Below are 13,432 nucleotides of genomic sequence, written 5' to 3'. Positions count from 1 at the left end.
TTTTCTGGGGCTCTGGCCGGGCAAGGAGGTTCCGGGTGGCGAGCGCTGCGCATAACCCGTGGTCGATCTGAGTCGATTACGGAATTGCGCGGGCCACAGCAACCTCACCTGTTCTGACTCAGGCTTGCTGGCATCCAGAGCGTCACGACCAACAGCCTGCGCCTGCTGTTCGGGGACCGCCTCAGCAGTGCGCGGACGGAAGGTCACCGGCACCATCCGTCGATGTGGCAGGAAGGTCGTAGGACTCCCACGCCGTCTGGCGAGTACCACTCCTACAGCTTTCCGTAGCAACGGACCGTGGTCTACACCAAGGGGAGGCCCCAGGTGCTTCCCCTCCAATCGGCGGGCTGACCACAAAGACGCTCATCCCCAGTGTTCCTCCTGGTAGCGCAGGAGGTCATCGCCGTGGAGCTGCTTGGTGCCGTTGCCGACCCGGACCCAGAAGTCGGTGGCGCCGTTGCCACCCTTGGCGGGCTTGGCGAAAACTGGCTTGCCTGCTGCAGCAACGCTGACCTGACAGACAACATTTCCGGAAATCTCGGGGAAACGGACGCGGACGGTGGTCGCTGTCGGAGTCGACAGGCTGTTGTCGAGGAGTTGGCGTACGAAGAGCTCGTACCCGTCGATGCTGGCCTGCGACTCCAGAGTGGTGAGGTCGTTCTCGATGCCGAGGACAGTCCCGTCGTCGGCGACGCCGATATACAGGTTTCCGCCCTCGCCGTTCAGGAACCCACAGACGGCCTTGACGATGTTGTGCCGTAGCGACTTGTCGGCCTCTCGGGTGTGCACGTTCCATCGGGCGCTAGCCTTGAACTCGGTGCCCTGGGACTCGCCGGCGGAGATCATGTCGGCTGGGGTGGTGGGGACGTACACAGGGCGCTCCCCCGTAAGGGTTTCGAACGCTTCCCGCACGACCTTGGCGATGAGCCGACGCCGCCGTTCCAGGAAGGTGGGATAGTCGAGCTGTTCCCAACCGACCGGGAGCGCGTGCCACCGCACCTGCCGCTCGAGCACCTTCGGGTCCATCTCATCCGTGATCCTCGGCCAGTAGTCACGTGGTGCGTCGGCATTGGGCAGCTCGTCCGCCGGCCATGTCACGTAGGCCATGTTGGCGATGGCATTGACTTGGCGCCGGTCCGTGATACCCATTCCGGCGAGCACCTTGCGGTGGAACAGGTTGTCCCGGCCGACAGCCTTGGCGGGCTGGACTGAAGGGTCCAGCAGATCACGGATTCGTTCGTCGCCGAAGAGCATTTCGCCGTCGAGAATATTGAGCGCCGCCTGGTAGGCGAACAGCACTGGTGAACGCGATGAGGATGTGTCCAGCCGGTTCGGGAGGGAGATGTCCCAGTAGTCGCCGGTGAAGTTCGCAGCGATGATCCGGTCGAGTTCTGCGGTGAAGGCTCGGCCGTCACCTGGCATCAAACTGCCAATACGTCCCAGGTCAAATTCCATCTGTGACTCCGGCGAGTTGGAATATCGGCCGGTGGTGTGCGCCATGAAGAACCACCGTGCGAGCACGGGACGGAGTTCATCGACCGGCAGTCCGAAGTCGTGGCGCCCGATCAGCCAGATGGTGTAGCTGTACAGCAGGGCATTATCGGAGGTGATCATCTTACGACTGCGGAAGCCGGCTGCCGTAACACACTGGAAGAACTCGTGCCAGCTGGTCAGGTCCAGGACCTTCGTGTGTGCTTGAGCGAGGCGGTTGAACTGCTCCTGCCGTCGAGTGGCGGTGACCTTGCCGGTTTCGAGGTCCTTTCCTCGTAGGACACTGTAGACGTGCTGCAGCCGGGCGCGCCGGAAGGCGACAGCGACAGCTACGCGCAGCAGTTGGTCTGGGCTAGGGTCCAGAAAGGCGTTTCGAGGACTCGGACCCGGGAGTCCTGCTACCACCGCGCCGCGGCTGAAGTCTTCGAGCTGGCGGCGGCCCTTCTCCCAGTGCACTGACATCAGGGTAAGGATGAAGTCGGACTGGTTGAGCTTCACACCTTCGGAGTTGATGCGCACGAAGATGTCGGCGACCTGCTCCTCGTTGGCCGAAGCACCCAACTCCACAACCTGAAAGCGGAACTCGTGCAGGTCCCGGACTCTGTCCACGCGTTCTTCGAGCGCATCCTTGGCAGCGTCTGACAAGGGCTGACCAATGGCCTGTTCGAGCCGTTGGAAGAACTGTCGGACGGTGGGTTTGTAGCCGCCTTGAGCCCATAGCGCGGTGATGTCCGGGATGAAGTGGGCGTCACGCTCGATCGCCGCGTCCGTGACCTCGAACGTCTGGTCCTCGGGGTGGAACGCGATGCGAACGTTGATCTCGTCGAAAGACTTGGTGACGATCTTGCGCCCGGTGAGGACTGCGAACAGGGCGGTGAGCCGCTGCTGCCCGTCAACAACCAACAGCTGAGGCGCCCGATCACCGGCTTCCGTTCCGATCTGTCGCGTCCCCACCTCAGCGCCGGTCTCCCAGAACATCAGGGTGCCGATCGGGTAGCCCCGATACATCGAGTCGAAGAGATCGCGGGTCTTCGCCGCGGACCAGACGAACGGGCGTTGGATGTCGGGGAGTCCGATCCGGCCGCCTTCGATGTTCTCGATCAGATGCCGGAGCGTGTAACCGGTGTCGCGATACAAAGTGGGTGGCACAGCCGAGGGCTCCTAACGCCCGAAGGCAACTGGCCGGCGGAACGACCAGAGCGTGGGAACAGCATCAGACTTCTACCACGCGGGCACACCACAGCGCAGGGTCAACGGCGCTCCCCACAAGGACGAATTCACGGCAGCGGGACCCAACTAGGCCAATCTGGAGGGGTCACGGGGATGAGCCTCGTCGTGCGTCACGCGATCTCGTCGAGAGGACATCGCACGGACGTTTCGCGGACCGCGGTACCGAATCGACGGACGCGGCAACGAGTAACCCTCACGTCGACATCCCTGCGGGGTGTCCGGGGCTGCCTGCCCCGATCGCCGGGGCGTCCCATGCGCAGCTCGCACGTCGATTCTCAGCCAGCGTACAGTCCGATCCAGCCGCTCACCTCCCTGACCTGCTTCAGCCCCAGCAGAAGACGCGGCCGCCCGTCCTAGACTGTCCGCATCCGCGTACGCCGTCGGCCGGACGCGGCCTCCCCGTGCGTCCGGCTCCTCCGGGACCGCCCGCACCGCCGACAACAGCACGATCAGGTTCGACAGGGGTGGGGCACGGCCGTGTACGAGCTGAACGAGGAGACGGACCCGGCGCTGCTCGGCCCGTTCGAACTGCTCGCCGTACTCGGCCAGGGCGGAATGGGCCGCACCTACCTCGGGCGCAGGCTCCCGCTGGAGCATCTGGGTCCCGAGCTGGAGGCCGGGTATCACCTGACGGAGCTGGACGAGTCGGCGCAGCCGGTGCTGGCGGCGGTGAAGGTCATCAAGCCGTCGAAGCTGCGGGACAGTTCCGAGCACTCCGAGGAGGAGACCAGGGCTCGGTTCGCGCAGGAGATCGAGACGATGCGTACGGTCGCCAGCGCCCGGGTCCCGGCGCTGCTCGGCGCCGATGCCGATGCCGAACAGCCCTGGCTGGCCATGGATTACGTCCACGGCCCGACCCTCCACAAGCTCGTCCACGCCTGCGGCCCGCTGGCCGTGGGACCGTACGGGGCGCTCGGACTCGCCCTGGTCGACGCGCTGCGCGCGATCCACGGCGCCAAGCTGCTGCACCGCGACCTCAAGCCGGGCAACATCGCCGTCGGCCCGGACGGTCCCGTCGTGCTCGACTTCGGTCTCGCCGTGCTCACGGAGCGGGACAGCGACGCGGCTCTCACGAAGACGGGTACCGGCTTCGGCACCCCGTCCTACATGTCTCTGGAGCAGGCGAGGGACGCCAAGCACGTCACGGAGCCGGCGGACATCTATTCGCTGGGGGCCGTGCTCTTCTTCGCTGCCACGAAACGGCCGCCGTACCCGTACGGTCCCATGCCCACCGCCCCGAAGTGGGACGGTGTGTACGGGCCGTGCCTGCCGCTGCTGGGCCGGATTCTCGTACAGACGGCGGAGCAGCGGCCGTCCTTGGACGAGATCGCGAGCGACCTCCGTCAGCTGCTCATCGATCACGGGCTGACGGAGGAGGCCGCCGCGGACCAGCTGCGGAGCCTGGTGGCGGAGTCCGGGCTGATTCCCGAGCTCCCCGCGCGGGCGCTGTCCGATCTGCCGGACCCCGGGGTCCGGCAGGCGGCCCAGCAGGCCGTGGACGACGGGGGCGCTCCGGACAGCCCATGGGCACCCGACCTGTTCGACGAGTTCCTGGAGGCCGAGGCGCAGGTCCCGGCGTCCCTCGCCCCGGCTGCCGAGCCCGCGCCCGGTCCCGCCGGATACGTGCCGACCGTGGTGGACCCTGCGGCGCAGCCGGCTCCGGAAGCCGTCGCGCCGGTGCCGGCGCAGCCCGGGGTGACCAGCTACGACCTGGCACCCCCGCAACCGCACGCGGTGCCCGAGTCCGAGGTGGTGCCGCGCCTCGCCCGGGACGCCGCCGAGCGGCTCCGCAGGGCGTACGCGCACAGCGGACGCCTCTGACCGGCAGCACGGGCAGCCACCGGGCCTGGGGCAAGCAGCGTTCCCAGGCCGTCTAGGCTGCAAAAGCGCCCCGCAGCCCCTCCTCACCGGTAGAAACAGAACGTCGTACGTGCCCGGGTCCGGCGCGCGTCCCGCCGGCCCGTCGAAAGGAACCACCCGCCATGCCCGACGCAGCGTCCGAACTCTCGTCGGGCCCACCCCCCGCGGGCACGGTGATCGAGGTACGGGACGAGGAGTGGCTGGTCCGCAGCAGCGGCCTGACCCCCTCCGGCGAGATCGTGATCGAGGCCACCGGCGCCTCCGAGCTGGTGCGCGGGCACCGGGCGCGCTTCCTGACCTCGCTCGACGGCATGCCACGCGTCCTGCGCCCCGAGAACACCAGGCTCGTCCACGACGGATCGGAGAACTTCCGCCTCAGCCGGCTGTTCCTCGAGGCCGTGCTCCGCAAGACCCCGCTCCCCCAGATCGAACGCCGCCTCGCGCTCACCGAGGGCTTCCTGGTCGATCGCATGGGCTATCAGCTGCGCCCGGCCGAGAAGGCTCTCGCGAACCCGCTGCGGCCGCGCCTGCTGATCGGTGACGTGGTCGGCCTGGGCAAGACCCTGGAGATCGGCATCCTGCTGGGCGAGCTGATCCGCCGGGGGCGCGGGGAGCGCATTCTCGTGGTCACTCCGGCGCCGGTGCTGGAGCAGTTCCAGCACGAGATGTGGACCCGTTTCTCGCTGCCCCTCGTCCGCCTGGACAGTGTCGGCATCTCCCGGATCGAGCGGAAGATCCCCGTCGGCCGGAACCCGTTCACGTACTACAAGCGCGTCATCATCTCGATGGACACCCTGAAGAACGCCAAGCGTTACGGGGCCTGGCTCCAGGGCATCGAGTGGGACGCCGTCGTGATCGACGAATCCCACAATCTGATCAACCGGGGCAGCGACCGCCGTGTGCTGGCCGAGTTGCTCGCGAAGCAGACGGACGCGCTGGTCCTCGCGAGCGCCACTCCGCACAACGGTGTGATGCGGGACTTCACCGGTCTGGTCCGGCTGCTGGACCCGATGGCGGTCAAGGACGAGCAGCACCCGAAGGCGTCGGAGCTGCACCACCTCATGCTGCGCCGTACGAAGGTGAGCACGGAGGTGGCCAAGGCGCTGCACGACTCCTGGGCGCCTCGCGGTGCCTCGGAGCCGATCCCGTGCGCGGCGGGCGAGCTGGAGGAGCGCGTCTTCGCCGAGCTGACCGCGAGCTGGCTCGGGAGCCCGGACCCGCACGGCGCCGATCATCTCTTCCCGTACGTGCTGCTGAAGTCCTTCCTGTCCTCGCACCGGGCGCTGTTCGCGACGGCCCGCAAGAAGCTGTCGAGCCTGGGGTACGCCCTCCCCGACGGCCACAAGCACGTCACCGATCCGCCGCTGACCGGCGCCGAGGCGCACTCGCCGGTGCCGGAGGTCGCCTCGCTGGTACGGCTGACGGAGCTCGCCCGCGAGATCGAGCGGGCGTCGACGGCCGGACCCGGTCCCACAGCCACGGCCAAGCTCGCCGCCCTCGTCTCCTACCTCCGGAAGATCGGGGTCGGTCCGGGCGGCCGGACCCGCGCGGTCGTGTTCTCCGAGCGCCGCGAGACCCTCAACTGGCTCGGGACGATGCTCCCCGCACTGCTGGGCTGGCGAAAGCATGAGGACGGCGAGGCAGCCGTCAAGGTGATGCACAGCGAGGTCTCCGACACGGTCCAGATGGATTACGTGGACGAGTTCGCGCGGGCCGGCAGCGACGTACGGCTGCTGCTGACCGGCGACGGCGCCTCCGAGGGCGTCAACCTGCACCGTCAGTGCCACCACCTCGTCCACTGGGACCTGCCATGGAGCCTGATCCGCGTCGAGCAGCGCAACGGCCGCATCGACCGCTACGGGCAGACGGAGAACCCGGAGTTCCGTGCGCTGATCCTGCGGAGCGACGTCGAGGGCGCCCTGGACGACCGGACCGTCGCGGAGAAGGTCCTCGCCCGCGAGGCCCGGGTCCACGAGGTGCTCGGTGCGGTGGAGGCCGCCACGCGGGAGGACGACTGGGACAAGGAGGAGCGCCGCGTGATGGAGGCGCTGCTCCGCGAGGCCCCTCCGGAGGAGGCGGTCGCGGACCTGGAGGCCGTCGATGTGGAGGCCCTTGCCCGGGGCGGGGGTCTCGGCGAGGAGTTCCCCCTCGCCCGGCGGACGATGAGCGAGTTCGGCACCGGGCCCGCACCGGCGGACGAAGACGGCACGGCCCCGGGCACGGGCTTCGACGCCGACTTCGACTTCGACTTCGATCTGGACATGGACCTGGACGACTACGGGTCCGACGCGCAAGACGAGTCCGTCCCGGCGCACGACGGCCGGGGCCCGGCTCCGGAGGAGCCGGGCGTGCCGACCGTGGACGAAATGCGCCTCTTCGACACCGCACCGGAGCGCAACCGCCTCCTGTACGTACGCACCGGGCTGGAGGAGCTCGCCCGACTGGAGTCCCTCCGTCTCGACGCCACCTTCCACGGCACCGACCTGAGCTTCGACACCCCCGAGGACCTGGCCGACCGGCTCGACGTCCTGCCGTCCGGCTATCTGCGCGACCAGAACATCGCCCGCCGGATGAAGCTGACCTTCAGCCGTGAGGACGCGGCCGACTCCCTCAAGAGAGCACGGGAGGACTCGAACTCGACCTCTCTGTGGCCGGACGCCCACTACGTCGGCGAGCTCCACCCCGTCGTCGAGTGGATCACCGACAAGGTGCTCGTCCAACTCGGCCGCCAACAGGCCCAGGTCCTCCAGGTCCACCCCGCTCGCGCCTCCTCGCCGGTGGTCCTCACCCAGGGCGTGTGGTCCAACGCCGAGGGCCGCCCGACCCTGGTCGCCTGGCGCGCGATCGACCGGCTCGACGGGCCGGAGCCGCGCGTCCGGGAACTCACGCCGCAGCTGCTCGCCGAACTGGGCATCGGCCCGGACATGCCCGACCACTACACCCCGGGCCCCCTGGAGAACCTTCAGCGGCTGGTCCCGGAGGCGGTGGCCGTGACCCGTCGCGAACTCGACGGTCTGCGCGAGATCGCCGACCGGGAGGTCGACGCCCCGCTGCACGCGTACGAGAAGCAGGTCAACGACTGGCGGCAGGAGCTGCTTCCGGGCTTCACCAGGTCCACCCGCGACGAGGCGGCGGACCGCCTGGCCGGGGCGGCCGCCCGGCTGCGGACCTCAGGCGAGCCGATGATCCGGGTCCTGGCCGTGCTGGAGCCCGGCGCATGAGCCCTCGCCCCCTCGACCTCCCCACCATGAACAGCGAGCAGGAGCAGCAGGCGTGACGTTCGACTCCCTGATCAACGAGCGCGAGTACTTCCCGTCCTTCTACCTGGACGACATCCTGCCGAAGCAGCTCGCGAGCGGCCCCCTCAAGCAGTGGTCGGCGCGCGAACGCCAGGGTGAGGCCACGCCCCGGCAGAACCTGCGCGATCTGACCCGCCCCTACATGGACGTCCGGGCCGTGCTCGCCCCGGACTCCGAGAAGTACAACGGGCTGCCGTACGCTCCGGCCGTCGCCGCGCAGGCGGCGGCCGCGGCCGTGCTGAAGGCGGTCGGCCCGGACACGGAACCGCCCGCCTTCCAGCCGCTGCACGAGGCCGAGGCCGACAGCACACCCGAGGGCGCGTGGCGGGGCGCGCTGGCCGGATGGCACGAACGCCTGCTGAAGGCGCTGGACTTCGCCCCGCGCCCCGGGCACTTCACCGCCCGCACCCCGACCGGTCCGATCGCCGTGCCCGTGGCCCACTCGGAGCCCGGCGTCGTCGTCCTGACCGGTGGTTTCGCCGAGGACCTGGACGCCACACGTGGCGACGGCCCGGCGAACCTCCTCGCCGCACCGGTGCGTCTCTCGGCCTCGAAGAACCTGACGACCGTCCGCGAACTGGCCTCCTGGGTGCTGAACGCGGACAACGCCCCGCGCTACGCGCTGCTGCTGTTCGGCGGCGTGCTGATCCTCGCGGACAAGCAGCAGTTCTCCCGTGGCCGCTACCTCGCCGTGAACCTGGACACCGCCCTCCCCCGCAAGGCGGCCAAGGGGGCCAGGGCCAACGAGATCGACCTGATCGCGGCGGTCTTCGCGGCCTCGTCCCTGCGCCCGGCCGAGGACGGCTCGGACGACGAGATCGCCAAGCTGGTCGCCGAGTCCCGGGACCACTCGGTGGGCGTGACCGCGGAACTCCGCGTCGGCCTCCAGAAGTCCGTCCAGCTCATCGCGAACGAGGTGCTGTGGCGGGCGCGCACGGAGTTCGGGGTCCACCCGGACGACCTGCCGGAGTGGCTGCCCGGCGCCCTGCCGGAGCACGGTGACCTGCCGCGCCTGCTCACCGAGGAGTCGCTGCGCTACCTGTACCGCATCCTGTTCCTGCTGTACGCCGAGGCCCGGCCCGAGCTCGACATCCTGCCGGTGAAGAGCGAGGCGTACGCCTCCGGATACAGCGTGGCTCGGCTGCGGGAGCTCGTGGTCCAGGAGAAGCTGGGCAGCGCGTCCCGCGACGGGTTCCACTTCCACGAGTCCCTCTCCCTGCTCTTCGAGAAGGTGTTCAGCGGCCACCCGGTGGCGAACACGGTCACCGACCGGAGCGCGCCCGTCGAGGAGGCCCCGGAGCTGGCCGAGGACGACGGCCACGAGAGCGTACGCATCGAGGCGCTGCGCTCACGGCTCTTCGACCCCGCCTCGATAAAGCTGGTCGGGCAGCGGATCGACTACCCGGAACCGACCCGTCGCGACGGCTCACCGGCCCCGGCGGCCCCCCTGGACCTGCGCCTGCGCAACAAGGTGCTGCACCAGGTCCTGCGCCATCTGACCCTGGTCGAGGGCAAGGGCAAGGGCCGGGGCGGGTTCATCAGCTACGCCAACCTCAGCATCAACCACCTCGGCGCGGTGTACGAGGGCCTGATGTCGTACACCGGTTTCATCGCCGAGACGCCGATGTACGAGGTCGCCAAGGGCGGCAACCCGGAGGGCGGGTCCTGGCTGATCACGACCGACCAGGTCCGCAGCGGGCTGTACTCGGACGCGCCGGGCGACAGCGTTTTCGTGAAGCAGGACGCCATCAACCCGGACACGGGCGTGCCCGACTCGGTGGTGCACGAGGTCGGTTCGTACGTGTACCGGCTGGCAGGCCGGGACCGGCAGACCAGTGCCTCGTACTACACACCGGAGTCCCTGACCCGGGCGACGGTGGAGCAGACGCTGCGCTTCCGCCTCGACGACGAGGGGCGCGTCGACCCGCGCGAACCGGAGAAGTCCGGCGTCACGGCGGCGGAGGTGCTGCGCTGGCGGGTGTGCGAACCCGCCCTCGGTTCGGGGGCGTTCCTGAACGAGGCGGTCAACCAGCTGGCCGAGCTGTATCTGAAGCTGGCGCAGAAGGAGCGGGGCGAGCAGATCGACCCGGAGGAGTACCCCCGCGAGTTCCAGAAGGCCAAGGCGTACATCGCCCTCCACAACGCGTACGGCGTCGACCTCAACAGGACCGCGGTGGAGCTGGCGGAGATCTCGCTGTGGCTCAACACCATGTACCCGGGGATGCGGGCGCCCTGGTACGGGCTGCACCTCCACCGGGGCAACTCGCTGATCGGTGCGGCGCGCAAGGTGTACCCGGGGAAGTCGCTGGGTGACGGCGGCTGGCTGAAGTCCTCCGGCCGCCAGGCGCCGAAGGCGGTCCCGCTGACGGAGGCGCTGGGGGGCAGCGGTGTGCACCGGCCGGTGCACCAGTTCCTGCTGCCGGCGCTCGGGTGGGGCTCGGTCGGCGACTCGGTGTCGGTGCGGAAGGCCACCGGGAAGAGCGTGGTGGCGGGGGCTGTGGCGGAGTGGCTTGACCCGTCGCTGATCGAGGCGATGCGGAAGTGGCGCTCGGGGATGCGGCGGGCGCCGAAGGGTGAGAAGAGGGGGTCAGCCTCGGTCTCGGCCTCCGCTTCGGGGAAGGCCGCGACGAGCCAGGCGACCGTCCTGAAGCGGGAGGAACGAACCGGGCAGGGGGCGCTGGACCTGGGCCTGGACATCTGGGAGCAGTCGGGCTTCGACTTCGCGGCGGCGTCGGCCGCTGACGCCGCGCCCGCCAAGCGTGTCGCCTCTTCGGCGGCCGGTACGAACGCGGACGACGGCTCTTACGGGCAGACGGGCCGCCTGCGGGCGCTGGCCGAGCGGGTGGAGTACCTGTGGGGCCTGGTCCGGCTGCGGCTTGAGCTGTCGGAGCAGGAGATCTCGCGTGACATCCCGGTGTGGGGTGCGAAGGGGCGGGACAAGCGGTCGGCGCCGGTGATGGACCGGAAGGCCGTGCTTGAGGCGCTGGAGGCGCCGGGCAGCCCGTACTGGCGGCTGAAGCAGGTCATGGACGCGTGGTGCGCGCTGTGGTTCTGGCCGCTGGAGGAGGTCGCGCTCCTGGACGGCACGGCGCCGGACTACTTCAACGGGGCGCAGGACCTGAAGAAGCTCGGCAAGGGCGCCATGGACCGGAAGGTGGCGCTGCGGAATCTGGACGAGTGGATCGAGTTCGCGGAGTCGGTCGTCGGCCGGGTTGATGTGGAGCCGGGGAAGGATGCCGGTTCGCTGTTCGAGATGCCGAAGGTCAACGGGCTCAAGGGCCTGGATGAGTTCGAGGGTGCCCTCGACGACAAGATGACCGAGATCTCGGGGTGGGTGGACTTCGGGAACCTCGGGGACCTCTTCCCGTGGCACGGAACGGCGGTGCAGATCGCGAAGGATCGGGGGTTCCTGCACTGGGAGCTGGACTTCGCGCATGTGTTTGCAGCGGGTGGGTTCGATTTGATGGTGGGGAACCCGCCGTGGGTCCAGCAAGAATGGAAGGAGGATGGCGTTCTCGCCGAGTTCGAGCCGTGGTTCAAGCTTGCCGATAAGTCGACCACTGAAGAGTGGTCGGCCCGCAAGTCCATCGCACTTGACCGCCCCGGCCGCCGAGCGGCCTTTCTCGGGGAACTCGCGAACCATGCCGCATTTTCACAGTTCCTCGGGTCGATAGATTGCTATCCGGAACTGGTTGGCACTCAGCCAGACCTTTATCGCGCGTTCATGGTGCAATCCTGGCGGGCAACCGAAGGGCGAGGGACAGCAGGGCTAATTCACCCATCCACGCATCTCACGGGAGCGAAAGAGGGGAACCTTCGGAAATCGACGTATGGCCGCTTGCGCCTTCATGCCGACTTCGTTAACGAGCTTTTCTTGTTTGCGTGGCCCGTGCGGGATGACACTCGCTTCAGCGTGAACGTCTACGGCAGATCACGTGAAATCAATTTCCAGCATGCGGCCTGGCTATTTCACCCCCGGGTCCTACTCGAATCCCTCCATCACGAAGGCGCCGGGGATCTCCCAGGCATCAAGCGGTACGATCGGCAAAGCGACAAGTATGTGTGGGACCTCCGCGCGCATCGCGATCGAATCCTCACTGTCGACAGGCAGACATTGGCCGGATGGCACGAGCTAGCGGGAGAGGACAAGACTCTATCCGCCGATGAAGCTAAACTTCTCTTCCCTGTAACCAAGGACGAGCAGTCAGCCATCAGCGCTCTGGCTGAATGGCCTCATAGGCTGGCAGCCCTCGATCCGCGCATCAGCTCCGGATTCCACGAGAAAAGCGATCGTACCGCTGGCTACATCGGCTGGAATTCTGGCGACGTGACCGACTGGAGTGAAGTGGTCATTCAGGGGCCCTTCTTCAGTGTTGCTACACCCTTCGCCAAGCAGCCCCTAGAGGGGGCCTCCTCGTCGAATGAATTGGAAACTTGGGACCACGTGACGCTTGCACACGACGCGATCCCTCGGACTAACTACCGTCGCAGCAGGCCGCTTCCCGAATTCGCGGCGAAGCAGGACCGTTGGTTGGACCACGCAGAATTTGCACGCCTGAAGGCGAATAGCGATGCAGTGGACGAAGCAACAGAGGCTGCACGCAGGGCCCATCCGGAACTCACAGAAGATTCCGCGCGAGAATCAGTCATTGCCAGCCTCCGCGCGCAAAGTTTCCGCCCATATTCGCAGTTCTTCCGAGTCGCATGGCGAGAAATGAATCGCGCCAAAAATCAGCGAGTCCTCCACGCGAGCCTAATTCCGCCGGGCCCGACGCATGTCAATGCTGTCTGCAGTATGGCGCTTGACACTTCCATGGAGACGGCCCTCATGGCCGGGTTCTTCGCTGGGTTGCCAGCGGAATACTTGCTCAGGATTACGAACCGCAGCCATATGAACGTCTCGGACGCGCACGTCTTCCCCGTACCACGCCCTGAACATCCGTTGGTGCAAGCATTGCTCACCCGGACACTCCGCCTCAATTGCCAGACAGATGCCTACGCACCCCTTTGGAGCGCGCTGTTCAATCCCGCCTGGCAGTCCGAAGCGTGGGCAGCGAACGACTGGCCTCTCTTCTTGGCGCCGCTGACGGACGGCGTCTCACGCGACTGGGATGGCAGTGCGCCTCTCCGTACCGAAATGTCACGCCGCGCCGCCCTCGTGGAGATCGACGCGCTCGTAGCCGTCTGGCTCGGCATCAGTGCCGACGAGCTCGTCGCCATGTACCGCGCCCGGTTCCCCGTACTCCAGCAGTACGAGGAGAACATGTGGTTCGACGCGACGGGACGGCGTATCGCCAAGGCGCACCAGCAGCACGGGTACGGGCAGCCGAAGGACGCCTGGAAGCAGCTCAGCTCACACGAGAGCTTCCCGCTCGAAGCGAACGTGCCCGAGGGGTACGAGGGACCGCTTTACCGCGCCGACCGGGTCAAGGAAATGCGGGCTGCGCACGCGGAGTTCACGCGTCGGATGCGGGCCGTCGGGTGGGAGCCCGGGGACACGGAGCCGCCGGAGTCCACCGAGCAGTAGGCAGGGTCCGAACGCAGTCCGCCCC

At 67.9% G+C, this 13,432-nt stretch carries 4 protein-coding genes; 3 read left to right on the top strand and 1 reads right to left on the bottom strand.

From position 1 onward, the window contains the following. Positions 1 to 363: 363 nt before the first annotated feature. Positions 364 to 2,640 carry a DUF262 domain-containing protein gene (locus OG242_RS26110; protein ID WP_405900454.1) on the bottom strand — a complete coding sequence of 759 codons (2,277 nt, stop codon included), beginning with the start codon at positions 2,638 to 2,640 and terminating at the stop codon, positions 364 to 366. A 558-nt stretch (positions 2,641 to 3,198) separates the two neighbouring features. On the opposite strand from OG242_RS26110, the gene OG242_RS26105 reads away from it, so the two are divergent. The 3 genes from OG242_RS26105 (at position 3,199) to OG242_RS26095 (ending at position 13,407) form a co-directional block, all read left to right on the top strand. Next, entirely contained in the window at positions 3,199 to 4,542 is a 1,344-nt protein-coding gene (locus tag OG242_RS26105; protein ID WP_405762243.1) for a serine/threonine protein kinase, read from the top strand. 161 nt (positions 4,543 to 4,703) lie between these two features. After that, positions 4,704 to 7,802, top strand: coding sequence for an SNF2-related protein (locus OG242_RS26100; protein WP_405762241.1), 3,099 nt, complete (start codon positions 4,704 to 4,706; stop codon positions 7,800 to 7,802). A gap of 220 nt (positions 7,803 to 8,022) precedes the next feature. Next, positions 8,023 to 13,407, top strand: a complete 5,385-nt coding sequence (locus OG242_RS26095) for an Eco57I restriction-modification methylase domain-containing protein (RefSeq protein ID WP_405900453.1) — start codon at positions 8,023 to 8,025, stop codon at positions 13,405 to 13,407. The last annotated feature ends 25 nt before the right edge of the window (positions 13,408 to 13,432 follow it).

Origin of the sequence: Streptomyces sp. NBC_00727, assembly GCF_045161745.1 — a bacterium.
In the GTDB taxonomy this organism is placed as follows: domain Bacteria; phylum Actinomycetota; class Actinomycetes; order Streptomycetales; family Streptomycetaceae; genus Streptomyces.
Note: the sequence above shows the minus strand (reverse complement) of the source record. Positions and strands in the feature narration are given on the sequence as shown.